The 25,997-nt window shown below is 67.6% G+C and carries 17 protein-coding genes and 1 pseudogene; 11 read left to right on the top strand and 7 right to left on the bottom strand.

All coding sequences use genetic code 11. From position 1 onward, the window contains the following. Positions 1–4: 4 nt before the first annotated feature. Both BUA29_RS06515 and BUA29_RS06510 read right to left on the bottom strand, forming a co-directional pair. Complete coding sequence (locus BUA29_RS06515) at positions 5–556, bottom strand: cob(I)yrinic acid a,c-diamide adenosyltransferase (RefSeq protein WP_072755803.1); 552 nt, start codon at positions 554–556, stop codon at positions 5–7. Next, entirely contained in the window at positions 556–1,125 is a 570-nt protein-coding gene (locus BUA29_RS06510) for a DUF6580 family putative transport protein (RefSeq protein WP_072755802.1), read from the bottom strand. Before BUA29_RS06510 ends, BUA29_RS06515 begins: the two co-directional genes overlap by 1 nt. 42 nt (positions 1,126–1,167) lie before the next feature. Here BUA29_RS06510 and ubiH point away from each other — a divergent pair, with 42 nt between their 5' ends. From ubiH to recD, 5 genes are all read left to right on the top strand, one after another. Then, positions 1,168–2,400 (top strand): 2-octaprenyl-6-methoxyphenyl hydroxylase, encoded by a 1,233-nt coding sequence (ubiH, locus tag BUA29_RS06505; RefSeq protein ID WP_245770521.1) that lies wholly within the window; start codon positions 1,168–1,170, stop codon positions 2,398–2,400. Then, positions 2,397–3,599, top strand: coding sequence for an FAD-dependent oxidoreductase (locus tag BUA29_RS06500; RefSeq protein WP_072755800.1), 1,203 nt, complete (start codon positions 2,397–2,399; stop codon positions 3,597–3,599). Before ubiH ends, BUA29_RS06500 begins: the two co-directional genes overlap by 4 nt. A 141-nt stretch (positions 3,600–3,740) precedes the next feature. Continuing rightward, the gene (gene recC, locus BUA29_RS06495; RefSeq protein ID WP_072755799.1) at positions 3,741–7,388 is read left to right on the top strand and encodes an exodeoxyribonuclease V subunit gamma; all 3,648 of its coding nucleotides are present in this window, start codon (positions 3,741–3,743) and stop codon (positions 7,386–7,388) included. Continuing rightward, positions 7,385–10,984 (top strand): UvrD-helicase domain-containing protein, encoded by a 3,600-nt coding sequence (locus BUA29_RS06490; RefSeq protein WP_072755798.1) that lies wholly within the window; start codon positions 7,385–7,387, stop codon positions 10,982–10,984. Before recC ends, BUA29_RS06490 begins: the two co-directional genes overlap by 4 nt. Next, on the top strand, positions 10,984–12,828 hold the full coding sequence (gene recD, locus BUA29_RS06485) for an exodeoxyribonuclease V subunit alpha (RefSeq protein ID WP_245770520.1): 1,845 nt from the start codon (positions 10,984–10,986) through the stop codon (positions 12,826–12,828). The genes BUA29_RS06490 and recD overlap by 1 nt, the downstream gene beginning before the upstream one ends. Positions 12,829–13,029: 201 nt before the next feature. Here the strand turns inward: recD and radC are convergent, their stop codons facing one another. Next, positions 13,030–13,704 (bottom strand): RadC family protein, encoded by a 675-nt coding sequence (gene radC / locus BUA29_RS06480; protein ID WP_072755827.1) that lies wholly within the window; start codon positions 13,702–13,704, stop codon positions 13,030–13,032. Positions 13,705–13,797: 93 nt separating this feature from the next. Between radC and coaBC the strand changes: the two are divergent. The 3 genes and pseudogenes from coaBC to BUA29_RS06465 all read left to right on the top strand — a co-directional run bounded on the left by coaBC (position 13,798) and on the right by BUA29_RS06465 (position 17,857). After that, positions 13,798–15,014 (top strand): annotated as a pseudogene (gene coaBC / locus BUA29_RS06475) (bifunctional phosphopantothenoylcysteine decarboxylase/phosphopantothenate--cysteine ligase CoaBC). Further along, complete coding sequence (gene dut / locus BUA29_RS06470; protein ID WP_072755797.1) at positions 15,011–15,472, top strand: dUTP diphosphatase; 462 nt, start codon at positions 15,011–15,013, stop codon at positions 15,470–15,472. The pseudogene coaBC and the gene dut overlap by 4 nt, the downstream one beginning before the upstream one ends. A 12-nt stretch (positions 15,473–15,484) precedes the next feature. Next, the gene (locus BUA29_RS06465) at positions 15,485–17,857 is read left to right on the top strand and encodes a phosphomannomutase/phosphoglucomutase (RefSeq protein WP_084602380.1); all 2,373 of its coding nucleotides are present in this window, start codon (positions 15,485–15,487) and stop codon (positions 17,855–17,857) included. Between the two features lie 63 nt (positions 17,858–17,920). Here the strand turns inward: BUA29_RS06465 and BUA29_RS06460 are convergent, their stop codons facing one another. Together BUA29_RS06460 and pyrE are read right to left on the bottom strand one after the other, a co-directional pair. Then, on the bottom strand, positions 17,921–18,604 hold the full coding sequence (locus BUA29_RS06460; RefSeq protein WP_143148834.1) for a hypothetical protein: 684 nt from the start codon (positions 18,602–18,604) through the stop codon (positions 17,921–17,923). 29 nt (positions 18,605–18,633) lie between these two features. Then, the gene (gene pyrE, locus BUA29_RS06455; RefSeq protein WP_072755795.1) at positions 18,634–19,284 is read right to left on the bottom strand and encodes an orotate phosphoribosyltransferase; all 651 of its coding nucleotides are present in this window, start codon (positions 19,282–19,284) and stop codon (positions 18,634–18,636) included. 160 nt (positions 19,285–19,444) lie between these two features. Between pyrE and BUA29_RS06450 the strand changes: the two genes are divergently transcribed. Together BUA29_RS06450 and BUA29_RS06445 are read left to right on the top strand one after the other, a co-directional pair. Beyond that, on the top strand, positions 19,445–20,248 hold the full coding sequence (locus BUA29_RS06450) for an exodeoxyribonuclease III (protein WP_072755794.1): 804 nt from the start codon (positions 19,445–19,447) through the stop codon (positions 20,246–20,248). After that, positions 20,245–21,552 (top strand): AmpG family muropeptide MFS transporter, encoded by a 1,308-nt coding sequence (locus BUA29_RS06445; protein WP_245770519.1) that lies wholly within the window; start codon positions 20,245–20,247, stop codon positions 21,550–21,552. The genes BUA29_RS06450 and BUA29_RS06445 overlap by 4 nt, the downstream gene beginning before the upstream one ends. A gap of 2 nt (positions 21,553–21,554) precedes the next feature. Here BUA29_RS06445 and BUA29_RS06440 read toward each other — a convergent pair whose 3' ends face one another. Both BUA29_RS06440 and BUA29_RS06435 read right to left on the bottom strand, forming a co-directional pair. Beyond that, complete coding sequence (locus tag BUA29_RS06440) at positions 21,555–22,685, bottom strand: anhydro-N-acetylmuramic acid kinase (RefSeq protein ID WP_072755793.1); 1,131 nt, start codon at positions 22,683–22,685, stop codon at positions 21,555–21,557. 30 nt (positions 22,686–22,715) lie between these two features. After that, entirely contained in the window at positions 22,716–24,158 is a 1,443-nt protein-coding gene (locus tag BUA29_RS06435) for a M23 family metallopeptidase (RefSeq protein WP_072755792.1), read from the bottom strand. A gap of 173 nt (positions 24,159–24,331) precedes the next feature. Between BUA29_RS06435 and tyrS the strand changes: the two genes are divergently transcribed. After that, a complete protein-coding gene (gene tyrS / locus BUA29_RS06430) occupies positions 24,332–25,561 on the top strand; it encodes a tyrosine--tRNA ligase (RefSeq protein ID WP_072755791.1) in 1,230 nt (409 codons plus the stop codon). The last annotated feature ends 436 nt before the right edge of the window (positions 25,562–25,997 follow it).

The following is a 25,997-nucleotide window of genomic DNA, read 5'->3' as shown; positions in this document are numbered from 1 at the left end:
CGGCTCATTTGCGGCGTTCGTGTTGCCACAGGGTTTCGCCATGCCCGCTGGCACGGGCCAGTACCCGGGCCAGCACGAACAGCAGGTCGGAGAGGCGATTGAGGTAGCGCACCGGCTGCGGCCGCAGCGGTTCCAGCCGGGCCAGCGCTACCGTGGCGCGTTCGGCGCGGCGGACGACCGTGCGTGCGACATGGCAGCGCGCGGCGGCTTCGCCGCCACCGGGCAGGATGAACTCCTGCAGCGGTGGCAGGCCGGCGTTGTAGTGATCCAGCTGGGCCTCCAGCGCCTCAATGTCGGCATCGAAGATGGCGGCATGGCCGGGGATGCACAGCTCGCCGCCGAGGTCGAACAGCTGGTGCTGGATCCGGGTCAGCAGCGTGCGGATGTCGTCCGGTACGTCGGTTGCCAGCAGCAGGCCGATGCACGAGTTGGCCTCGTCCACCGTGCCGTAGGCTTCCACCCGTGCCGAATCCTTACCGACACGCGAGCCATCACCCAGGCCGGTGCTACCGTCATCCCCGGTGCGGGTGTAGATCTTGCTGAGACGGTTGCCCATCAGGCGGTCTGGGCGCGCAGCGCCGGCACACGGCGACGCAGTAGTTCAAAGCCACCGAACAGCAGCGCGGCGTAGAACAGGGTACCCAGCACGGTCCACTGGAAGAATGGGATGCCCGCCACGTAGGCGGCGAGCAGGCCGGCGGCCGTGTGCGGATACAGGGTGCCGGTGGCCCATACACCGAAGTTGGTGACCAGGAAGAACAGCACGGCGCCGGCCAGCGAATAGCCCAGCACGCGACCTGCGCTGACCTTGCCGCGCAGGCCAAAGCCCAGCACGCCAGTCAGTGCGATGCAGGCATACACCAGCAGGAAGCCGGCGCTGCTGAAGTACTCCCAGTACAGGCCGCCGTTGATCAGGCCCAGCGCCAGATCGGAGAGGAACATCGCCGCCAGTGGCACCAGCAGCGCCCACTGCCGGCGGGCGAAATAAGCGCCACCAAACAGGGCGACGGCTTCGACCGGGGAGAAGTTGGGCGGGTGCGGCAGCAGCCGGCTGAGGGCGGCGATCACGATCAGCAGGGAAAGCAGCAGCGGGCCAGCGGGCAGCAGGGACGCAATGCGGTTCATGACGGGAAGACGTTGCAGCGTTGGAGCCGTTAGCATAGCGCAATGCCTATGCCTTCCCCCACGTCGTGCCCGGTTCATGATGTCCTGATCATTGGTGGCGGGTTGGTCGGTGCCAGCTTGGCCATTGCCCTGGAGCCGTTGGGGCTCGATGTCGGGTTGGTCGAAATGGCGCCGGCCGATGCGTTGCCACCGGTGTTCGATCAGCGCAACCTCAGTTTTGCCGAGGCCACCGTCAATGCCCTCAAGGCCCTGGGTGTGTTGCCGCTGCTGCGTGCCCCGGCCGGCCAGATCCGGCGCATCCACATCAGCCGTGTCGGCGACTTCGGACGGATCTGGCTCAATGCCCGGGACTATGGGCGCGAGGCATTTGGTCTGGTGGTGGTGGCGCGGGATTTCGGCCAGGCGCTGGACGCGCGCCTGACCCAGCTTACGCACCTGACCCGCTACCGGCCGGCCCGTTTTGTCGGGCTGGGCGAGGCGCCAGCCGGGCGGCGTGCGGTGCGGATCAGCACCGACACGGGCGAGCAGACGTTGCAGGCCCGGCTGCTGGTGGCGGCCGATGGCGCCGACAGCGCGCTGCGCGCTGCACTGGGGATTGCGGTGGAGCGGCACGACTACGGGCAGACCCTGTTCGTGGCCCGGCTGCAGACCCGGCAGCCCCCCGACGGCACCGCCTACGAACGCCTGACCGACCACGGCCCGACTGCACTGCTACCGCGTGGTGATGGGCATTACGGTCTGGTGCATGCGGTGTCTGCCGATGCGGCGGCCGCGGTGGCGGGGCTGGAGGATGCCGCGTTTCTAGCCCGTGTGCAGGACCACTTCGGGTGGCGCGCCGGGCGTTTTCTGGCGGTGGGGCCGCGCAGCGCCTATCCCTTGCAGCGCAGCGTCGCCACCGGCTTGACCACTGAACGCGCCGTGCTGGTGGGCAATGCCGCCCAGGCCATTCATCCACTGGGGGCGCAGGGGTTCAATCTGGGGCTGCGCGATGCCCTGACCCTGGCCGAGTGCATCGCCGACTCGCCCGCCGATCCCGGCGCCGTGGATGTCCTCGAGCGCCATGTCAGGCGGCGAGCCGAGGACCGCCAGCGCACGCTGGCGTTTTCCGACGGGCTGGCCCGACTGACGGCCAATCCGTCGTCGCTGCTGCGCCCGCTGCGCAGCCTCGGGCTGGTCGCCGGGGATGGGGTCGGCTGGCTGCAGGGCTGGCTGGTCGGCGGGGCGATGGGCTATCGCGGCGATGTCCCCGCCCTGTGTCGCAAGGAGGTTGCATGAGTCGGCGCGGACGACTGGATGCAGTCGTGGTAGGCGGTGGCGTGGTCGGGGCTGCGGCGGCCCTGATGCTGGCCCGAAGCGGCTGGCAGGTGGCGCTGGTGGAGGCACGCACGCCGGCCCCCTGGCAGCGTGACGCCCGCGATCTGCGCGTGTTCGCCTTCGCGCCCGACAATGCCGCGCTGTTCGAGGCACTGGGGGTCTGGCCGGCCGTTGTCGCCGCGCGGGTACAACCGTATCGCGGCATGCGCATCTGGGATGCGGGTGGCGGCCAGCCGCTGGTGTTTGCTGCCGATGCCCTGGGGCAGCCGCAGCTGGGCTGGATCGTCGAGAACAGCCTGCTGGTGGACACGCTCTGGGCGGCGCTGCCGGGCGCGGGTGTGCGGGTGCACTGTCCGACGCGGGTGACTGCGCTGGATCAGGACGACAGCGGGGTACGGCTGGAGTTGGACGACGGCGGCACACTGGAGGCGCGGCTGGCCATCGCTGCTGATGGGGCGCAGTCGGCGCTACGCCAGCTGGCCGGGGTCGGTGTGCAGGGCCGGGACTATCAGCAACAGGGTGTGGTGGCGTTCGTCAGCAGCACCCGCCCGCATGCGCAGACGTGCTGGCAACGCTTCCTGCCGACCGGGCCGGTGGCCTTGCTGCCGTTCCATGACGATGCGGATCCCGTCTTGCGCGGCCGGCTTGGTTCGATCGTGTGGACCCTGCCCGATGACGAAGCGCAACAGCGGCTGGCCGAGCCGGAGTCGGCATTTGCGCAGGCCTTGACCACCGCGTTTGGGGGCGAGCTGGGCGAGTTCACCCTGCAGTCGCCGCGGGCAGCCTTCCCGTTGCGGCGCATGCTGGCAGACACCCAGCTGCACGGTCGGGTTTTGCTGGTCGGGGATGCCGCCCACGTGATGCATCCGTTGGCGGGGCAGGGGGTCAATCACGGTCTGCGCGATGTCGCCGCCCTGAAGTCGCTGCTGGCAGAGGCGCAGGCCAGGGATGCCGGCGCCCTGTCGCTGGCCCGGCTAGCACGCTGGGCACGCCAGCGGCGCAGCGAAAACGCGGTTGGCGCATACGCCTTTGAGACGATCAACCGGGTATTCAGCAACGATGCCCTGCTGCCGACCCTGCTGCGCGGGCCGGCACTGGGGTTGGTCGGCCGGCTGCCACCGGTGGTGCATGCGCTGTGGCGGCACGCCGCCGGCGTCTGAACCGGTCGAGTCGCAGCGGCTGAGACGCGGGCTTTGTATGCTGGCCGGGCCGTCGCGCCGGGGCCGGCGCGTGCGGACATCGGGGGGCCTGACGCCCGCCGGACACAGCTAAGGACGACACCGCACAGGGAGGGGCCGCGCATGCCCGCAGACACACCCGAACATGGCCTGATCCTGATCCGCGCCAGTCGGCTGGAGGCCCTGCTGGGCCCCCTGCTGACCCTGCTCGATCAGACCCGTCCCGCGCAGCCCCTGGCGCCGCAGACGGTGGTGGCGGCGCATCCCGGCATGAAGCAATGGCTGACCGGCGCGCTGGCGCGGCAGGTGGGGCCGGGGCGGATCGTCGCCAATCTCGATGTGATCCTGCCCAGTGCCTGGCTGGATACGCTGGCCAGCCGGCTATTGGGTGCGCGCGCCGTGGCCTTGCCGCAGTACCGGCGCGCGCATCTGCGCTGGACCCTGTATGCCCTGCTGGAGCAACCGCAGCGCCATGGGCTGGACGACCCGCGGGTGCTGGCCTATCTCGACAGCAGTCAAGCCCCCGAGCTGCGCGCTTTGCGGCGGTTCCAGCTGGCCGATCGGCTGGCGCGGGTGTACTCGCAATACCTGGCCTACCGTGGCGATTGGCTGCTGGCCTGGGAGGCCGGCAAGACCACGTTTGCGACCGCCCGCAGCGAAGATCCGGCATTGCGTGAGCTCGAGGCGGGCTGTCTTGCGCCGTTGTGGCGTTCTGCGGCAACGGCGCTGGGCGAGCATCGCGCGCGGCTGGTCGGTGCATTGGAAACCGCTTTGCGGGCCTCAGCCGAGGCACTGCCGCCGCTGCATGTGTTTGGCCTGTCGCACTTACCACCGGCGGAACTTGCGGTGCTGCAGGCCTATGCCCGCCATGCCCCGGTGCTGCTCTATGTGCCCGATCCCTGTCGCGAATACTGGGGCGGGTTGCGGGTGACGCATGTCCAGAGGGATGGGTGGGTGCTGCCGGATACCCGCGATTGGCAGCGCTTCCGTGCGGACGAGGACGCCCGCCTGCGCGCCGGCGACGTCAGCAGCGGCCAGGATGTGGGGCATCCACTGCTGGCGCGCTGGGGGCGGCTGGGGCAGCATTTTTTTGCGGCCCTGGTCGATGGCGAGCTGCGTGAGGACATTCGCCACTTTCAGGACAACGTCGAAGCGCCACCAGGCAACCGCCTGCAGCGCTTGCAGGAGAGCATCCGTCGTCTGCAACCCGAGTTCATGGCGGAAGATGTGCAGGCCCCGCAGGCCGCCGCCGATGCCAGCCTGCGCATCCATGCCTGCCACACCCGGCTGCGCGAACTTGAAGTGTTGCGCGACGCCCTGCTCGATGCGCTGGCGCAGGGTCCAAGCCTGACCCCGGGCGAGATGGTGGTGATGGCGCCCGACATCCGGGCCTATCTGCCCTTGATTCCGGCGGTGTTCGGCGAGCCTGGCTCGGCGCGCGAGCGTCTGTTGCCCTATCACTTGGCGGATGTGCCGGTGGCTGGCACGCATCCGCTGCGGATGGTGTTCGAACGCTTGCTGGCGATCGGCAACCGGCGCATCACCCTGCCTGAGGTGGCCGATCTGCTGGACGTGGATGCCGTGCGCCGGGGGCTTGGGCTGGCCCTGGAATCGGTGCAGACATTGCTGGAGTGGCTGCGTGCAAGCGGCGCCGCTTGGGCGCTGGATGCCGGCCACAAAGCCGATCTCGGCCTGCCGGCCGTGCCCGAGTACAGCTTCGCCTGGGCGATGGAGCGGCTGCTGGCCGGCTATGTGATGGGGGGTGCGGACGACACCGACGATCCGCAGGCATTACGGCTGGCCGACGGCAGCGCCTGCCTGCCAGTGACCGGGGTGGACGGGCCCGACGCCGCCGCGCTTGGCGGCCTGAGCCGATTGCTGGCCGAGCTGCAGACCTGGCGCGGATTGGCGCAGCTTGAGCAGCGCGCCAGCGACTGGGCTGAGCTGTTGCGGGAACGGGTCGATGCGTTGCTGCGCGTCGATCCACAGGATGCCGAGGCACAGGCCGCGCTTGCGCAGGTGCACCGCGCCATCGCCGGGTTGAGAGATGAGCCCGCCCGCAATGGCGAGGATCCGCTGCTGCCCCTGGCGGTGGTCCGTGAGGTGCTGCTGGAGCGGTTGGACGCCGTGCCGGAACGACAGCCGTTCTTGCTGGGCGGCGTCACCTTCTGCGGCATGGTGCCGCAGCGGGCCATTCCATTCCGGGTGGTGTGCGTGTTGGGGCTGAATGAGGGCGACTTTCCCAGGCGGGTGGCCGACGGCGGTATCGATCTGATGGCGCACCTGCCACGGCTGGGCGACCGCGACGTGATCAGCGATGACCGCTACCTGTTCCTGGAAACGGTGATGTCGGCACGTGATCGCCTGCACCTGTCCTACCTCGGCCAGGGTGTGCGCGACGGCAAGCCGCGTAACCCCGCGGCGCCATTGGCGGAGCTGCTGGCCGAGCTGGATGCGCATGCCGGGATCGCCCCGGATGATGAGCAGGCGCCGCGCCCGTGGCTCGTCCGGCATCCCTTGCAACCGTTCGACGCACGCTATTTCGATGGCCGCCATCCGGCGTTGTTTTCCTACTCGCAGGCGCTGGCGGCGATGCAGGGGGACGGCGACCAACCTCTGCCGCGGTTGCGTGCGGGTGCGCCCCTGCCGCTGCCGCCGCTGCCGGAACGGGTGCCATTGGCCATGCTTGAGCGGTTTTTCAAAAATCCTGCCGAGAGCCTGCTGCGCGATCAGTTGCAGTTGACGCTGGATGGCCTGGATACGCAGGGGCTACTGCGCGAGCACGAGCCGTTGGACCAGGTCGAGCGGCTGCATACGGTTGCACGGCGGGTGTTCCTGCAACAGGCGCTCCCGCGTGCATGCGCCGATCCGGACTGGCACTGGGATGGCCAGATGCCGGACTGGGTGCGTTATGGCGACGTGTTGCCACCTGGCGCGGCGGGCCTTGCCGCCTGGCAGGCCGAGGCCAGGGCGGTCACGGCCCTGCTCGAAAAGGCGCGCCAATACGGTCGGTTTGATGCCCGTGCCGCCAGTGGCGCTCAGGTGGTGACGGTGGATGTGACGCTTCCGCCGAATCCGGAACAGTCATCCGATCAGCCACTGCGGATCGCCGGCACGCTGCGTACCGTGTTCCCGTTGCAGGGCACGGAGCAGGGTGTGCAGCTGGTATTTGCGTATCCGAATGCGGGCGCCAGCGACGAAAAAGAGCCGCTCAAGGCCGCCAAAGACCTCACGTTCAAGGAGTGTGTGCCAGCGTTCCTGCAATGGGCGCTGTTGCGGCTGCACCATGCGGACGATACGCAACCGATACCGGTGCGGCTGACCGTGCTGGCCGCCGAGGAGCCTGAGTTCGCCCGCCAGATCAACGCGTGGGATGCCGCGTACTGTGAGGCGCCAGCCGCGCTGCGTCAGGAATGGCTTGCAGGGCTGCAGGCACGGCTGTGGCAGCTGGTGAGTCTGTGGCGTAAAGGCTGTGCCGGCATGTCCTGGCTCTATCCGAAAACCGCCTCGGCGCTACTGAAAGCTGAGTCCGTCGGGAATGAAGCTGCCCAGCGCAATGCGGTCAACAGCCAATGGCTCGGCTCTGGCAGGCAGCAGGGCGAACGTGACTACGCACCCGGCTGGGCGCAATTGCTGGAAGGCGATCTCGTCTTTGGCGATCCCGAGCAGGATCCGGACGGGCGGGCGTGGGAGGCGCTGCGGCAGGATGCGCACGCATTGCATGCGCTGCTGCACATGCAGGGCGATCGGCAACAGGAGGCCACCCCATGACCGCAACACAGGACTGGCGCGACCTGCCCCTGGAGCCGGGCGGACGCAGCCTGGTGGAGGCCAGTGCCGGCACGGGCAAGACCTGGACGATTGCCGCGCTCTACCTGCGCTTGTTGCTGCAATACGGGTTGTCGCCGCGGCAGATCGTGGTGGCCACCTTCACCAATGCCGCAGCGGCAGAACTGGCCGGGCGCCTGCGCGCACGCCTGCTCTGGGCGCAGGCCTTGGCGGCCGGGCGCCCGCTTGCGGGTGACCACCAGGCCAGTGACCGTATCTGGCTTGAAGCACGTTGGCAGGGCGAGGCCGGCAAGCAGCAGAAAGATGAAGATGCACGGCGTTTGCAGACGGCGTTGGCCGAGCTTGATGCCGCTCCGATCGGCACCCTGCACGCACTGTGCGCACGTATCCTGGCCGAGCATCCGTTTGCGGCTGGCGCTTCTTTCCGTGGTCAGCGGCTGGTGGATGCCGAGGCATTGCGGCGTCAGCTGGAGGAAGACCTGTGGCGTTACATCAGCCAGGGCAGCGAGGACGATGCCCTGGTTCGATTGGCGCGCCAGGCTGGCATGACCTGTCAGAAACTGAAGGATTACCTGCCAGTACTGATGCAGCCGGATGTGCAGCTGGATGCTGATCAGGATCGGCTGGATCTGTGCGCCCTGCTGAAGGACGACAACCTGCCGTTCCTGACCAATCTGGCAGATTGGGTCGAACGGTCACGGGCGCTGGTGAACCAATACGCCAATGCCAATGCGCGCCTGCGTCGGGACTGGCCGGTGTTGCTTGATGCATTGGCTGCGCCACAGGAAGACAGCAGGGTGTTGGAATGCATGGCCAGCCTTGCCAACCTGGCGAGCCTGAAAACCGTCCGGAAAGACGCGCTGTCCGACCCAGGGATGCAGGCGCTTGCCAAAGAGGCTGGCCAGCTGCATGAAGCGCTGAGTCGACACACCTGGCAGCTGGAGCTGTACAGCCAGCGGCCGCAGCGCGCATTTCTTGCCGCAGCGCAGCGGTGGTGCCAGCAGCAGTTGCAGGCGCGGCTGACGGCAGACGGGCAGGCCACGTTCGATACGTTGCTGACGTCCGTCCGCGAGGCGCTAAAACCACACCCACACAGCGGCCAGCGCCCTCTGGCCGATGCGCTGTATGCGGCCTGGCCGGCGGCGCTGGTGGACGAGTTCCAGGACACCGATCCGGTGCAGTTTTCCATCCTCGATGCCATTTACCGCGAATCCGACGGCCGTCCGCGCGGGCGGCTGGTGATGATTGGGGATCCCAAGCAGGCCATCTACCGATTCCGCGGTGGCGACGTGGATGCCTACCAGCGCGCCAGCAACGAAGTGCCTGCATCAGATCGGCTGATCCTGGGAACCAACCATCGTTCCAGCCGTGCCTATGTGGAGGCGGTCAACCAGTTCTATGCGGAGACTGGCCACGCACTGGCCGCACCGGGCATGCAGACCCAGATTCATTACCAACCGGTGCAGCCCAGCAGTCGCCGCGATGCCACCCCGCTGTGTCATGCGGACGGGACGCCCGTGCAGCGGCCGCTGGTGCTGCATGCGGGCATGTCGGAGACGCTGGACGAAGGCGCCGCCCTGCGTGCCTGTGCCAAGCAGATTGCCTGGGCGCTGTCGGAAGCGGGCTACCGGATCGGGGACGCCCGATTGCAACCAGGCGATATCGCCGTGCTGCTGCCTAACCACCAGCAAATCGCAAGGCTGGCGGCGTTGCTGCGAGCGCGGGCGATTCCGTGTGCAGTCACCTCGCCACGCAGCGTGTTCGACAGTGACTGTGCTGACGAATTGCAGTTGGTGCTGCACGCCGTGCTGCATGCCGATGACCCACGCGCCCTGCGCGCGGCCTTGGCCACCCGCCTGCTCGGTGGCGATCTGGCCACACTCCAGGCCTTGGCCGGAGGCGAGGGCGACTGGGATGCCATCTCTGCCCAGTTTCACCACTTGCATGACCGGCTGCTGCGGCATGGCCCGCTGGCGCTGGTGGCCGCCTTGCTCGAGCAGCAGGCGGCACGGCTGCTGGCAACGGTCGTCGGCGAGCGCATGCTGACGGACTTAAGGCATCTCGGCGAACTGTTGCAGGAGGCCTGGCTGACCTGCGGCAGTGGCGAGCGGCTGCTGGCCTGGCTGGCCGATCAGCGTGAAGGCGTGCGGGGTGGTGCTGATGCCGATGCCAGCGATGCCCGCTTGCAACGGTTGGAGTCGGATGCCGCCCGCGTCCAGCTGATGACCCTGCATGCCAGCAAAGGGCTGGAGTTCGGTGTGGTGTATCTGCCGCTGATGTGGAAGCACACCGGCGGAGGTGCCCGCGGCCCGCGCCTGCTGACCGATCCACACACCGGGCAAAAACAGCTGGTGTTGAGCGATGACGGCAAAGAGCGCGTCAAGGCGCAGGAAAGCCAGGAGCGCTACCGCATGTTGTACGTGGCGCTGACCCGCGCCATCCATGCCTGCCATGTCTTTGTGCCGGCAGCCAATGGCGGTTCCGGCACCGGGAAAAACACCGACGCGCCGATCACCCAGTTGCCGCTGGAAAAACTACGCCATCTCGCGGACGACCCGAGCGCCCGGATTGCCTGGCTGGACGGCTGGGAGCCGCCCGCCGTCCAGGCAGGCACATGGCGAGCGGCCGCAACGGTCGTGCGCCGGCAGGCGCGGTCCTTGCCGATGCCGCGGCCTTTGCCGATGCGGCACAGCTTCAGCACCCTGGTGGCCGGTGCCCGCCATGGCATCGACACGGAGGCCGCGGCCGGGGATGAGACGCTAGCCGAGCCTGCGATGACGGCGCCCCTGGAATCGCCGGAGGTCGTTCCCGATTCTGCGCTTGAGGCCCTGGCGGAGGTGTCCGGCATTGAGTTCGGCAATGCCATCCATGCCGTGTTTGAGCATCGGCCCGCCGGGCAGCCGATCAGTCAGGCGATGGTGCTGGAGGCATTACGCGAATACGGTGTCCGCCCGCGCAACGGTGACCTCGAAACGCTGGCGCAAGTGCTGGCCGGGCGGCTGCAGGCGGTGCTGGAGACGCCATTGCTGGACACGGGGCTGCGTCTGGATGCCCTGCGTGAGACCGACATGCGCGCCGAGCTGGGCTTTCACTACATGCTGGAAGGTGTGTCGCTGCAGGCCTTGCGGCAGGTCTGCGCAACGCATGGCGAGCCGGATCTGGTGCCGGCACGCGACCAGCCGCTGCTGGGCCTGATGAGCGGCAAGATCGACCTGGTGTTTCGTTATGACGGCCGCTTCCACCTGCTCGACTACAAGGGCAACCGGCTTTCCGATCCTGCCCGCCCCAATCTGCTCGATTACGCGCCCGACGCGATCGCGCAGGCGATGGCGGCCTCCGGTTACCGGCTGCAGGCGCTGCTGTACACCCTGGCGCTGGAGCGCTACCTGCGCGAGCGGCTTGGGGCGGGTTACCAGCGCGCCCGCGATCTGGGTGACTGCTGGTATCTGTTCATTCGGGCGGTCGGCCTGCGGCTACCGGATGGCACGCCGTGCGGGGTCTGGCGCCACCGCTTCGATGACGCCTTGCTCGATGCTGCACAGGCGGTGCTGGGCCTCACCTTGCAGGAGGTGGCGTGATGACTGCGAACGCACAGGTCATGTTCGGGCTGAGCCCCTGGCCGGAGGAAGCGGCTTTGCCCGCCGTCTGGCGCGATCTCGATCGTGCGCTCTGGCGCTGGGTGCGCACGCATGGCGGTGACCCGCTGCTGGCAGAGCTCGCCGGCTGGGCCAGCCATGCCGACGGCCAGGGCCACAGCGCCCTGCCGCTGATGACGCCACCTGCGCCATATCCACAGTGGGACCCGCAGGCGCTTGCCGCCCTGCAGCACAGCCCGCTGGTGACCGTGCCGGGCGTATCCGACGGCGGCCCGCCGCGACCGTTCGTGCTGGACGCCGGCATGTTCTACCTGTATCGCAACTACCGCGCCGAGGTTGATGTGGCGCAGGCGTTGCGGACACGGCGCATGGCGGCTCAGCCTGCCCAGTACCCGCCCAGCGAAGCCGACTTGCGCGCCCTGTTCCATGGCCGCTGGACGCCGGAGGAAGCCCTGCAGCGGGCGGCAGTCGCACAGGCTCCGGGACGGCGGCTGCTGGTGTTGACCGGCGGCCCCGGCACCGGCAAGACCACCACCGTGCTGCGCATGCTGCTGGCGCTTTCGCGCGAATATGCCGCGCGTTCCGGCGCCGACCTGTTGCCGCAGGTCCGGCTGGCCGCCCCGACCGGCAAGGCCGCCCAGCGTCTCGGCGACGCCTTGCGCCAGGGCGTGGCGCGGCTCGCCCAGGCGCAGCCGCCGTTGCCCGCAGACTGGCACCACCACCTCCAGGCGCTGGCGCAGGCCGAATCGGCCACCGTGCACCGCCTGCTGGGGAGCCGCGCCCGGCAAGGCGGGTTTGCCCACCATGCCGGTGCCCGTCTGCCGGCGGACATCGTGGTGGTGGACGAAGCCTCGATGCTGGATTTGAGCCTGCTGCGCGCGTTGCTGGCGGCCTTGCGCGAGGATGCCGTGCTGGTGCTGGTCGGCGATGCCGATCAGCTCACCTCGGTGGGCACCGGCTCGGTGCTGATGGATATCGTGCAGGCGCTGGAGGACGACCCGCGTGATGACCTGGTGCGGTTGCAGCACTGCTTCCGTGCCGATGCCACATTGGTGCCCATCCTGGCCGCCGTGCGTGCGGGCGATCCGGCGGCGTTCCAGAGGGCACTGGACCAGGCCGGAGCCGTGGCGCGCTGGCATCCGGTGGACACCACCGCAACGCTGCGTCGCCATCTGCAGGCCTGGGCCGAGACGCTGGCGCGTACCTTGACAGCGGCCGCCATCGATACCCCGGTGGCCGCCACCGATGCCGAGACCCTGCGCCAGCGTCTTGCCCTGCTACGCCAGCGGCAACTGCTGTGCGCCCAGCGCGACGGCCCGTTCGGCGCGGTGCAGGCGGCGGCCTTGATCGCCGCCCGGCTGCGCGCCCGTGCCCCGGGCTGGGGCGAACGCTGGTACCCCGGCCGCAGCGTGATGATCACCCGCAACGACCCGGCGGCACGGCTCTACAACGGCGATGTCGGGTTGTGCCTGCCGGTGGACATTGGCGGTGGTGAAATCCGGCTGCGCGTGCTGTTCGACCCCGCCGAGCAACCCGTCGCGGATGCCGCGCCGCCTCGCTTGTTCGAACCCGACCTGCTGCCCCCGCACGAAGACGCGTTTGCCATCACCGTGCACAAGAGCCAGGGCTCCGAATACGGCCATGTGGCGGTGCTATTGCCACCCGACGTGGAATCACCGCTGCTGTCCCGGCAAACCCTTTACACCGGCCTGTCGCGTGCCCAGCACTCGCTGGAGCTGTGGAGCAGCCCGCCAGCCCTGGCCCGCGCCCTGCACACCGTTCTGCATCGCCATGGCCGGCTGGCAGCGCGGATAGGAGGAGGGTGAGAGGGAAGGCGGAGCAAAATCGCGGCGTGTCGCAACCTCGCAGACACAGGGGCAGGCCACATAAACCCGCCAGAACGGGCTGTCCCGTGCCGCCGGCGACGAGATCGACCTCTTGCTCCAACTTTCCGGCCATCGCCAGCCTTGGGTCATTGAGATCAAGCGTGGTACGGCGCCAAAACTTGCGCGGGATCCGCGCAACGCTCACAGCAGCCCGCGGGCGGCCATGGAGGTGGGCGGGCCGTCGCCGACCACGATGTGGTCGAGCAGGCGCACGTCCACCAGGGCCAGGGCCTGGCGGATGCGCGCAGTGACGGCACAGTCGGCGGTGCTGGGGTCGGGGTGTCCGCTGGGGTGGTTGTGGCCGATGATGGCGGCGGCAGCGCCATGGGCGAGGGCGCGCTGGACGATGATGCGCGGGTGGACTTCGGCGCCGTCGATGCTGCCGCGGAACAGTTCCTCGAAGGCCAGGGCGCGGTGGCGGTTGTCCAGATACAGCACCGCAAAGACTTCGTGATCCAGGCCGCGCAGCCGGCGTGCGAAATAGCGCCCGGCGGCGCCGGGGTCGGTCAGGGCTTCGCCGCGCTGAAGGCCTGCGGCCAGATGGCGGTGGCCAAGCTCCAGCGCCGCCGCCAGCAGGCAGGCGCGGGCCGGGCCAATGCCACGCAGGGCAGTCAGTGCGCGCGGGTCGCGGTCCAGCAGGGGGCGCAGGCCGCCGTGTTCGGCAAGCAGCGCACGGGCCGTGCTCACGGCATCCTGGCCGGCAGTGCCTGAGCCCAGGAACAGTGCCAGCAACTCGGCATCCGAGAGCTGCTGCGGGCCGCGGGCCAGCAGTTTTTCGCGGGGACGTTCGTCGGCGGGCCAGTCGCGGATATGCATGCCGGCAGCTTGCCCGGGTCGCGTGGGGTAAGACAGCAGAACCGGGCGCGGCATCGGGTAAGCTGGACGCTGGTCAGAAAGTCAGGGAATGGCGTGACACAGGATCCAACCCCGTTACCGCTTGCCGGGTGCCGTGTGCTGCTGTGTGTGTGCGGCGGGATAGCGGCGTACAAATCCGCCGATCTGGTGCGGCGGCTGGGTGATGCCGGGGCGCAGGTGCAGGTGGCGATGACCGAGAACGCGCAGCGTTTCGTCAGCGCGCAGACTTTTCAGGCGCTTTCCCACCGGCCGGTGCGGACGTCGCTCTGGGATGCCCACGCCGAGGCGGCGATGGGGCATCTGGAACTGGCCGGCTGGGCGCAGCGGGTGGTGGTGGCGCCGGCCACGGCCAACATGCTGGCCAAGCTGGCGCACGGGCTGGCCGATGATCTGGTCAGCACCCTGTGTCTGGCCAGCGAAGCGCCGCTGCTGGTGGCGCCGGCGATGAACCATCGCATGTGGCGGCATCCGGCCACCCAGGCCAATCTGGCGACCTTGCTGGCGCGTGGCGTGCGTGTGGTCGGCCCTGGCGACGGGCCGCTGGCCGAGGGCGAATCGGGGCCGGGGCGGATGGCCGAGCCACTGGAGATCGTGGCGGCGCTGGAGGCGATGGCATGAGCGCGGCACTGGCGGGGGTTCGCATCGTGGTCAGCGCCGGGCCGACCTATGAGGACATCGATCCGGCGCGGTTTCTGGGCAACCGGAGTAGCGGCAAGATGGGGTTTGCGGTGGCGGCCGAGGCGGCTGCGCGCGGCGCCCAGGTGGTGCTGGTTGCCGGGCCTGTGCATCTGCCGACGCCTGCCGGGGTGCAGCGTATCGATGTGCGCAGTGCCCGTCAGATGCATGCGGCGGTGTTGTCGGCATTGCCGTGCGATGCCTACATCGGGGCGGCGGCAGTGGCCGATTTCACCCCACGTATGACGTCACCCCAGAAAATCAAGAAGCAGGCCGGGCAGGAGACGTTGATGCTGGAACTGGTCAAGACGTCGGACATCCTGGCCGAGGTGGCCGCCAGCCCGCAGCGGCCGCGGCTGGTGGTGGGGTTTGCGGCGGAAACCGAGCAGGTGGCCGAGTACGCGCGTGACAAGCTGCTGCGCAAGCGGCTGGATCTGATCTGCGCCAATCAGGTGGGTCAGGCCGGGGCCGGGTTCGAAAGCGATGACAACGCGCTGCTGGTGATCTCGGCGGAGGGGCAGCAGGCGCTGGGGCCGGCGTCCAAGCAGACGTTGGCAGGGCAGTTGCTGGATCTGCTGGCGGAGCGGCTGGCATGAACACACATCGTTTACAGGTCCGGGTGCTGGATTCGCGGTTTGGTACGGAGTGGCCGCTGCCGGCCTATGCCACCGCGCACAGCGCCGGGCTGGATTTGCGTGCGGCGCTGACGGAGCCGTTGCAGTTGGGGCCGGGCGAGACCGCGCTGGTGCCGTCGGGGTTGGCCATCCACATCGCGGATCCCGGTCTGTGCGCAGTGATCCTGCCGCGCTCGGGGTTGGGGCATCGGCATGGCATCGTGCTCGGCAATGGCACGGGCCTGATCGATGCCGACTACCAGGGACCGTTGATGATCAGCCTGTGGAACCGGAGTGACAGCCGTTTTGCGATCATGCCGGGGGATCGCGTGGCCCAGCTGGTGCTGCTGCCGGTGGTGCGCGCGGTATTGCAGGTGGTGGATACTTTTGAAACAAGCGCGCGCGGAGAGGGTGGTTTTGGCCACACCGGCGTGCGCTGACGGGGGAGACGCATGGCAGTGTTCGGGATCGGGCGCAAACAGGACAACGATGCACAGGACGACGCGGCGAAATTGTCGCTGCGATTAGACCCGCTACAGGCGTTGCGCCTGTTGCCTTGGCTCGTTGCGCTGCTGGTGGTGCTGGGCGTGTGGTGTCTGGTGGCCGGTGGGCTGCGGTTGCGCGATGAGACCCGGCAGCATGGGCTGGAGTATGCGCGTGACGATGCGGTGGCGTCGGTGCGGCGGGTGCTCAACGAGCAGCGCCAAGCCTTCCACCATCAGCTGGATGCGCCCGAGTTCCGGGCTGCGCTGGCGGCGGGTGACCGGCAGGCGGCGCAAGCCAAGCTCCGTCAGGGGTTGAGCGAGGTGGCGCGTGCCGAGCTTTGGCCGGCAGATCTGGACGGGCTCTATTCTGGCCTGCCGCGCAGCGGTTACGGCACCCTGGCGGTGGTCGAAGAAGCCCTTGCCAGCGGCAAGGCCAGCAGCAGGATCGTGCAAGCCCGCGGCCAGCACTGGTTGGCGCTGGCGGCCCCGGTCACGGCCGATCCGCCGCTGGTGGCTTATGTCGAGCTTCCATTGCGGCGGCTGGAGGCGGGCGTACAGGCGCCGGCCCTGCCGGAAGGGACGTATCTGGCGTTGCGCCAGGGGCGTGCGAGTGTGATCGAGCGCGGTGACACGGGTCTGGCGGATTCGGCCGAGGCGATGGGCGCACGCGTGCCCGACAGCGATCTGCGTATCGCCGCGGCGGCCCCCGACTTGGCGATGGCACCGTTTGGCCTGGATGGCATGCCGTCCATCGTGCTAGGGGCATTGCTGCTGGCGCTGGCGGGTGGGGTCTGGTTCTGGTGGCGTCCGCGCATGCAGGCCAGCGCCGGAGTGGGGGTGGAGGACGCCGGGCCGACCCTGGCCGATCTGCAGCTGGACGTACCATCTGCGCCGGCATCGGCTGCAGCGGCCAAGGCGCGCGAGCATGACCGCGCCGCACGTGCCGAGCGGGCACCGGTGGTGATCGATCCGCGCATTTTCCGCGCCTACGACATCCGCGGCGTGATCGGGCATTCGCTGGATGCCGGAGTGGCCGAGCTGATCGGACAGGCAATTGGCACAGTGATGGCCGAGCAGGGGCTGGACACCATCGTGGTCGGTCGCGACGGCCGCCTGTCCGGGCCTGACCTCGCCCAGGGGCTGATCGCCGGTTTGCGCAAGGCCGGGCGTCATGTGATCGACATCGGCATGGTGCCGACGCCGGTGGTGTATTTCGGCACCTACCATCTGCGAACCGGTTGCGGTGTGGCCATCACCGGCTCGCACAACCCGCCGGAGTACAACGGCTTCAAGATCGTGGTCGGCGGCGAGACGCTTGCCGGCGACGCCATCCGCGATCTACACGCCCGCATCGCCGAAGACCGGCTGTTGCAAGCCGATCAGGAAGGTTCGCTGGATGTGCGCGACATCAGCGACGACTACGTGCAGCGCATCGCCAGCGACATCCAGATCGGCCAGCCGCTGAAGGTGGTGGTGGATGCCGGCAACGGCGTGGCCGGCGAGATCGGCCCGCGCGTGCTGGCCGCGATCGGGGCCGACGTCACCCCGCTGTTCTGCGAGATCGACGGGCATTTCCCCAATCATCATCCCGACCCGAGCGACCCGCACAACCTCGATGCCCTGGTGCAGATGGTGCAACGGCTCGATGCCGATCTGGGGATTGCCTTCGATGGCGATGGCGACCGGCTTGGCGTGGTGACAAAAGCCGGCAAAAACATCTTCCCCGACCGCCTGTTGATGCTGTTTGCCGCCGATGTGCTGGAACGCAATCCGGGCGCGGTGATCGTCTATGACGTCAAGTGCACCGGCCGGCTGGCGACGCAGATCCTGCGGCATGGTGGCAGCCCGCTGATGTGGAAGACCGGGCACTCGTTGATCAAGGCCAAGATGCGCGAGACCGACGCCGCACTGGCCGGCGAGATGAGCGGGCATTTCTTCTTCGCCGAGCGCTGGTATGGCTTCGACGATGGCATTTATGCCGCAGCGCGCCTGCTGGAAATCCTTGACTTGCGTGGCGAGCCGCCAGAAGCGGTGTTCGAGAGCCTGCCCGATGGCGTGTCCACCCCGGAGATCAAGGTCGAGCTGCCCGAAGGGCAGGACCCGCACGAGTTCGTCGAGCGCCTGCGCCTGCTGGCGGGGTTCGAAGGTGGGCGGCTGACCACCATCGACGGGGTGCGAGTGGACTGGCCGGACGGCTGGGGGCTGGTGCGGGCGTCGAATACCACGCCCGTGCTGGTGATGCGGTTCGATGCCGAAAGCGTCAACGCGATGGCACGCATCCAGCAGGCCTTCCGCGACAAGCTGCTGCAACTGGAGCCGGGTTTGCAGTTGCCATTCTGATCCGGCGCGCACAGCGCATGCCGGTGCCGCACGGCGGGCGCTGCCCCGCCGCGGGCGGCGCGGTCAAGGAGACGGAGTTGGCGCGGTAGCGGTGCCTGCCGTCTGGGCGGTGTTGCCCTTCATCTCGCGGTAACGGCGGATGGAATCGGCCAGTTCGCTTTCCAGCGCGGCGCGATCGGCTTGTTGCGCCTGCAAGAGCTGGCGCTGGCGCAGCAGCTCGGCGTGCTGGGCGCGAATGGTTTCAGTGGTCTGGCGCGCAACCGGGGTGCCCGACAGTTCCTGGTCCCCCGCCTGCTTCAGCAGGGACAACAGGCTGGCATGCAGGGTCGTGATGCTGAGCTGGCTGGTCTTGATGGATTCGTCCAGCAGCGCAGTACGTTCACCGTAGGCGCGGCGCAGATCGGCTTCGGTCATGTACGACTCCACCATCGCCAGATCGCGGCGTTTCTGCATGGCCTCGGCTTCGGCCTGACGTCGGGCCGCTTCGGCCGCCTGCTGGGCGGCGCTGCGCTCCTCCTCGGTCAGCGCCCGCTCGACATGGGCCGTGGGCAGGCCGCTCTTGATGCTGATCTCGGTGCGGGCGCGCTCGGCGGCGGCGGCCGGCAAGGCATCACCGCACACCTTGTGGCCGTTTTCGTCCCAGCAGTAGATCTTTTTCTGCGGTGGCGGGTTGGATTGCGCCAGCACATGGCCGGCGCCGCACAGCGCAAGCATGAGGGTTAAGCTGAGTTGGCGGTGGCGTGACATGACGGCGTCCCCTGCGGTCGTGATATCGGTCAGGCGATGCCGTAGCGCGAGCGGTAGGCGAGCAGGGCATCGCGATGGCTGCAAAGGTCGGCGCTTTCGCCGACGAATGCAAGCAGGTCATCCAGCCTGGCCACGGCGATCACCGGGATGCCGTATTCGGCGGTGACGGCCTGGGCAGCAGAGACAGTCGAGGTGTCGTCCACGCGCTCCTGACGGTCCAGCGCGATCACGATCCCGGCCGGCACGCCGCCAGCGGCGCGGATGAGGCTGAGCGCCTCGCGGATCGCGGTGCCGGCGGTGATCACGTCGTCCACGATCAGCACGCGTCGCCCGGCCAGTGCGGCGCCGATCAGGGTGCCGCCTTCACCGTGGGTCTTGGCTTCCTTGCGGTTGAATGCCAGTGGCAGGTCACGGCCGCGGCGGGCGTATTCGCAGGCTAAGGCGGTGGCCAGCGGGATGCCTTTGTATGCCGGGCCAAACAGCAGATCGAAGTCCAGCCCGGCGGCTTCCACCGCATCGGCATAGCACCCGGCCAGCGCCGCCAGCGCCGCGCCGGACTCGAACCGGCCGGCATTGAAGAAATAGGGGCTACGGCGGCCCGATTTCAGAGTGAACTCGCCAAAGCGCAGCGCCTCGGCGCGCAGGGCCAGGTGCAGGAAACGGTGACGGTAGTCGGACATGGATGGTTGTGGATGGGGGTGTCAGGACAGGGCGTCGGCGGCTGTCGGCCCGGTGCGGCCTGCGGGCAGGGCCGGCGGGCAACAGACTACCGTATGCCTGCGGGTGGCTGTGCGGATCGGGCTATGCTTGCACGGATTTTTTTGCGGAGCTTGATCGCGCATGCGCATCCTTACCTTCAACGCCAATGGTCTGCGTTCGGCTGCGGCCAAGGGATTTTTCGACTGGTTTAGCCGCCACGACGTGGATGTGCTGTGCGTACAGGAGACCAAGGCGCAGGAACATCAGCTCGGCGATGCCGCCGTTCGCCCTGAAGGCTACATGGCGTGGTTCAAGGATGCGTCCACCAAGAAAGGCTACAGCGGCGTGGCGATCTACAGTCGCCGCGCGCCGGATGAGGTACGCACCACGCTGGGCTGGGCCCCATTCGATGACGAGGGGCGCTACATCGAGGCGCGCTTCGGTGCGCTTTCGGTGGTCAGCCTCTACCTGCCGTCCGGGAGCTCAGGCGCAGCACGGCAGCAGTTCAAGGAACAGGTGATGGATTGGCTCAAGCCGATTTTGGATCAGTGGCTGGCCAGTGGGCGTGAGTACGTGCTGTGCGGCGACTGGAACATCGTCCGCGCCCGCAAGGACATCCGGAACTGGGCCAGCAACCAGAAAAACTCCGGCTGCTTGCCGCACGAACGCGCCTGGCTCAATTCACTGATTGCCGATCCGCATCATGACGGCCTGATCGTGCCGCCTGCCTATGGGTGGAAAGACGCATTCCGGGTGGTCAAGCCGGATGCCGAGGAATACACCTGGTGGTCGCAGCGCGGCAACGCCCGCGCCAACAACGTCGGTTGGCGGATCGACTATCAACTGTGCACGCCGGGGATTGCGTCCAGCATCCGCAGCGCCGAGATCTTCCCGCTGCCGAAGTTTTCCGACCATGCACCGATGCTGGTGGAGTACGCCCGATGAGTGCGCCGAGGACAGGTAAGCCTGCCGTGTGGCAGGCATTTGCGCAGCCGGCGGCGCGCACCATGTTTTTCTTCGGCTTTTCCTCCGGGCTGCCGTTCCTGCTGGTGGCCGGCACGCTGGCGTTCTGGCTGAAGGACATGGGCATCGTGCTCAAGGACATCACCATGATCGCCAGCGCCGGCATGCTGTACGCCTTCAAGTTCGTCTGGGCGCCGCTGCTCGATCATTGGCGCCTGCCCGGATTTTCCCGGTTGGGGCGACGCCGCGGCTGGCTGCTGGCGGCGCAGCTGGGGGTGATGGCTGGCCTGGTGGCGATGGCTGTCATCACGCCGGTTCACTTAGGAGCGTTCGTGGTCGCCACCCTGGCGGTGGCGTTTTTCGGGGCGACCCAGGACATCGCGGTGGATGCTTACCGGATCGAGATTGCGCCTGTGGAGGCGCAAGGGGCGCTGGTGGCGACCTATTCGCTGGGCTATCGGCTTGGCCTGATCCTGGCCGGTGCGCTGGCGGCGATCATGGCGGACCATCTGCCGTGGCCGCTGGTGTACGCCACCATGGCGGCGGCCATGCTGATCCCGCTGGCGGCCAACCTGCGTGCATCGGAGCCCGCCTATGTGCCAGTGCCGCCACGGCCCTGGCGGCAGGCGATGGTGGAGGCGGTGGTCGATCCGTTTGCCGATTTCTTCCGCCGTTACGGCGCAGCGTTGGCGCTGACCCTGCTGGCCTTCATCCTGCTGTTCAAGATTCCGGAGCAGGCCACGGTGGGCGGCATCATGAGCCCGTTCTATGTCGATCAGGGCTTCACCAAGACCCAGATTGGTTCGATCACCAAGCTCTGGGGGGTCTGGGTGGGCATCCTCGGCGTGTTCTGTGGCGGTGCGCTGGTGGCCCGGCTGGGGGCGTGGAAATCACTCGGGCTGATGATCCTGGTCTGCGGCAGCTGCAATCTGCTCTATCTGCTGCTGATGGTGCACAAAGGCGATCTCTGGGTGCTCACCGCCGTGATCTCGGCTGAGAACTTCACCTTGGGGATGCTGGGCCCGCCGACTGTGGCGTTCCTGTCAGCGCTGGTCAGTCGCGAACACACCGCCACCCAGTACGCATTGCTGAGCTCGCTGGTGAACTTACCCGGCAAGATCCTGGGCTTTTTTGCCGGCAGCATCGTGATGGTCACCGGCTACGGCATGTATTTCGTGATCACCGTGCTGGCGCTGATCCCCGCGCTGCTGTTGTACGTCGCGCTCACTCCGGTGCTGCGCCAGCGGGTGTTCGCGGCGGACACTGCCGGTGCGGCTGGGGAGTGAGGTCAGGCAGGGTAGAGCGCCCCCAGCACACGCGGGCCGCTGGCGCCGGTCACGGCCGGCAGGTTGCCTGGGCGGCCGGCCAGATGCTCGCGTGCCAGCCAAGCGAAGGCCATCGCCTCGACGAAATCCGGATCCAGCCCATGCGCGCGACTGGCCTCGACCACGACCCCCGGCAGGGCCTCGGCGAGCGCGGCCATCAGCACCGGGTTGTGAACGCCGCCGCCGCAGACGATCAACCGCCGGGTGTGCGGCTGGGTGGCCTGCAATGCTGCGACGATGGTGCGGACGCTCAAGTGCAGCAGGGTGGCCTGGACGTCGGCAGGGTGTTCCTGGCCATGCAAGGCGGCCTCCACCCAGCCGAGGTGGAAGTGGTCGCGGCCAGTGGATTTGGGGGGAGGCAACGCAAACCACGGATCCTCCAGAAGGCGTGCCAGCAATGTCGGGATGGCGCTGCCCTGGGCGGCGAAGCCGCCGCCGGCATCGAACGGCTGGCCAGTGTGACGCAGGCACCAGGCATCCAGCAGGCCGTTGGCGGGGCCGGTGTCGAAGCCGCGCACGCTGCCCTGGGCGGGCAACAGAGTGAGATTGGCGATGCCGCCCAGGTTCAGCACTGCGCGGTCCTCACCCGGATCGTGCAGCACTGCGGCGTGGAATGCCGGCACCAGCGGCGCGCCATGCCCGCCAGCCGCCACGTCGCGACGCCGAAAATCGGCGACCACCGGCACGCCGCAACGCTCAGCGATCACATGCGCGTCGCCCAGTTGCAGGGTGAATGGCACCGGCCCATGCGGGCGGTGGCGCAGCGTTTGGCCATGCGAGCCGATCGCGGTGACCGCCTCTGGCGTCAGCCCGGCATCACGAATGGCGTGCAGCGCCGCGTCAGCAAATGCGCGCCCGATCTGGACATCAAGCGCGCCCAGTTCATCGAGCGTGATCGCATGCGCTTCCTGGCCCAGCATGATGAGCCGTTCCCGCAAGGCAGGCGGCCACGGATAGGTTCGCCCGAAACGCAGGGTAGGGCGGGCGTGGGCGCTGGTGTCATCGAAGTGCACCAGCGCGGCGTCGATGCCATCGACGCTGGTGCCGGAGATCAGGCCAAGGAACAGGCCGTTGTGGGCAGTGGGCGCGGACATGCCGCGCAGTATCGCATCACGGCAACGCGATCAGCCCTTCTTGCGGGATGACGCAGCATGCTTCGGTGTGGCACTGGCAACTCGGTCGCCGTCGAGCTGGAACACCACGTCTTCGACTTCGTGGATCTTGTCCAGCGCGCGCCGGGTTTCGTTCTTGAAGGCGACCAGATCCGCACCCGACAGCGGTGCCGGCGGCGGCAGCGTCATCTTCAGCGGGTTCATGTGCACGCCGTTGACGCGGAATTCGTAGTGCAGATGCGGGCCCGTGGCCAGCCCGGTGCTGCCGACATAGCCGATCACCGTGCCCTGCGTCACCCGCTGGCCGACCCGCAGCTTGGCAAAGCGCGACATATGGGCGTACAGCGTGGTCTTGCCGCCACCGTGGTCAAGGATCACCACGTTGCCATACCCGCCCTGGCGGCCGACGAAGGCCACCCGGCCATCGCCCGCAGCCTGGATCGGTGTGCCGGGCGCAGCGGCATAGTCCACGCCCTTATGCATGCGGAACGTGCCCAGCACCGGATGGTTGCGACCACCGAACCCGGAGGTCAGGCGGGCGTATGGAATCGGCATGCGGATGAACGGCCGACGCAGCGAGCGCCCATCGGCGGTGAAGTATTCGGGCTTGCCGTCGCGTACGAAGCGGAACGCGCTCTTGACCTTGCCATCGACGGTGAAGGTGGCGGCCAGAACCGGGCCGGTATGGACCAGCTGGCCGTTCTTCCAGGTCTGGTCAACGACCACGCTGAAGCGGTCGTTTTCGCTCAGGTCGGAATCGAAGTCGATGTCGTACTTGAACATCTCATCGGTGAGCTGGTTGATCTGGGCGCTGCCTAAGCCCAGCTTGCGCGCCGAGGCGAACAGCGACTTGCCGACTTCACCGGTCAGTACCACGGTGCGGGTGGTGATCTCCACCGGCACGGCGCGCTCACGCAGGGCATCGCCATCGAATTCCAGCTCAATCGGGGTATCCCCGATGCCCGGGCCAGGCTCCAGGCGCATCGCCCGCACGCTGCCATCGGCCGGCAGGTTGAAGCTCAATTGCGTGCCAGGGCGCAGCTTACGCAGCGTGGGCTTGATCTTGGGGTGCTGCATCACCCGTTCTAGCTGGTCGTACGGGATGCCCAGCTCCTCGAATACGCCGCTCAAGGTCTGACCGGGCTTGAGGGTGACCGTCTGCCAGTGATCATCGGTCGGACTGATCCGAGCGCGGCTCAGCTTGGGCAGGCTGAGCTGCATCGTCGTCCATTGCGCCCGTGGCGCGGTCGGCGAGGTGAGTAGATTGGAGAAGCCGGGGACGATGCTGGCCAGGAGCACGGCCATGGTTGTCAGCACACTGGCATGCGCCCATTGCCGGCGCGACCAGCGGCCTTTGAAGGGATGGGAGGTTGACGCTTTGACTGGGCGGTCCGCATTGACGCGGGCACGTTCGAGATTGCCTCGACGCACCGCGTCGTGATTGGATTCCGTCATATCATCGTTCCCCGCGTCCTCGCACGCATGAGGCGCTACCATAGACGTGCGTGGAACATGCGTCAACCCGTTGAATCTCCGAAAGTTTTTCGGTTTCACGGTTTAACGCGTGATTAACGCTTACCCCTGCAACCCTGAATGCGGCGCCTGATCCGCCGCTGGAGAGCTTGTCCGTGTCTGAATCTGTATCCACCGACGTCGCCTCGGCGTTTGCCCTGATCGCCCGTGGTAGCGAGGAGATCCTCAAGCAGGAAGAACTCAAGGCGCGTCTGGCGCAGGGGCGGCCGCTGCGGATCAAGGCGGGGTTCGATCCGACCGCGCCGGATCTACACCTCGGCCACACCGTGCTGCTCAACAAGATGCGGCAGTTCCAGGAGCTTGGCCATCAGGTGATCTTTCTGATCGGCGACTTCACCGGCATGATCGGCGACCCCACCGGCAAGAGCGCCACCCGCAAGCCGCTCTCGCGCGAAGACGTGCAGGCCAATGCGAAAACATACGCCGAGCAGGTGTTCAAGGTGCTCGACCCGGCACGCACCGAGGTGCGTTTCAACAGCGAATGGTTCGGTGCGATGACGGCAGCCGACATGATCCGGTTGGCCGGTCAGCACACGGTGGCGCGCATGCTCGAGCGTGACGACTTCGCCAAACGCTATGCCGCGCAGCAGCCGATTGCCATCCACGAGTTCCTCTACCCGCTGGTGCAAGGCTATGACTCGGTGGCGCTCAAGGCCGATGTCGAGCTGGGTGGCACCGACCAGAAGTTCAATCTGCTGATGGGGCGGGCACTGCAGGAACACTACGGGCAGCCGCCGCAGATCGTGCTCACCATGCCACTGCTGGAAGGGCTGGATGGCGTGCACAAGATGAGCAAGTCACTGGGCAACTACATCGGCATCAACGAGCCGGCCATCGACATCGTCACCAAGACCATGAAGATCGGTGACGACTTGATGTGGAAGTGGATCGAGTTGCTGAGCTTCGACATCGGCATCAATGAGGCGCGCAGGCTGCGCACGGAGGTCGAAGCGGGGCAGTGCAATCCGCGTGACATCAAGCTGCGGCTGGCGCGTGAACTGGCGGCACGCTTCCATGGTGCGGCGCAGGCCGAGCAGGCAGTGGCCGGCTGGCATGCCGCGGTCCGGGGTGAGGGCGATGTGGCGGCGCTGCCACTTCGCGATGTCGCTGTCCCCGCTGATGGTCTGCGGATTGCCGCATTGCTGGTTGCGGCAGGCTTGATGCCCAGCAACTCCGAGGCCAACCGCAAGCTCAAGGAGCGGGCAGTGCGCATCGATGGCGCCGTGTTCGAGGACGCAGCCCGCGTGTTCAAGCCGGGCTTTGAGGGTGTCCTGTCCGTCGGTAAACGCAACTTCGCGCGGGTTCGTCTGGTGCTGGCTGAATGATCATTCAGCCAGCACCGCGCTCGCTGCATGAATGGGGGAGGGGTTGACACCAGTAACAGTCCGGCTAAGATGCGCGCCCCTGCCGAGGCGGTGTTGGCTGAGGCGGGGGAGAGAGGCGGCCTCGCAGGGTGTTGACAGACATGAAAACCCCTGTATGATGTTGGGCTCCCTCGGGCGCTACGGCGCTGAGGTAGAGAGGTAGGCGTTGCGGCCTGGCTTTGCGATCTTTGACAGTGTGCGCAGGTGACTTGTGCGGGCGTCTGGCTGTGGATGTTGTCCATAGCAGATGTCTGAACAGAACCTCAATTCTTTGTATTCGTACGCAAGTACACGTACAGCGAGTAATTGGGTCTGGTCAGGCTTTGCGCTTCGAAGCATTAGAGGCTTTGGCCTCGAAGACTTTAAGTGAAGAGTTTGATCCTGGCTCAGAGTGAAC

Source organism: Thermomonas hydrothermalis (genome assembly GCF_900129205.1).
Taxonomy (GTDB): domain Bacteria; phylum Pseudomonadota; class Gammaproteobacteria; order Xanthomonadales; family Xanthomonadaceae; genus Thermomonas; species Thermomonas hydrothermalis.
The sequence above is the reverse complement of the archived record's forward strand: the minus strand, read 5'-3'. Positions and strand labels throughout refer to the sequence as shown.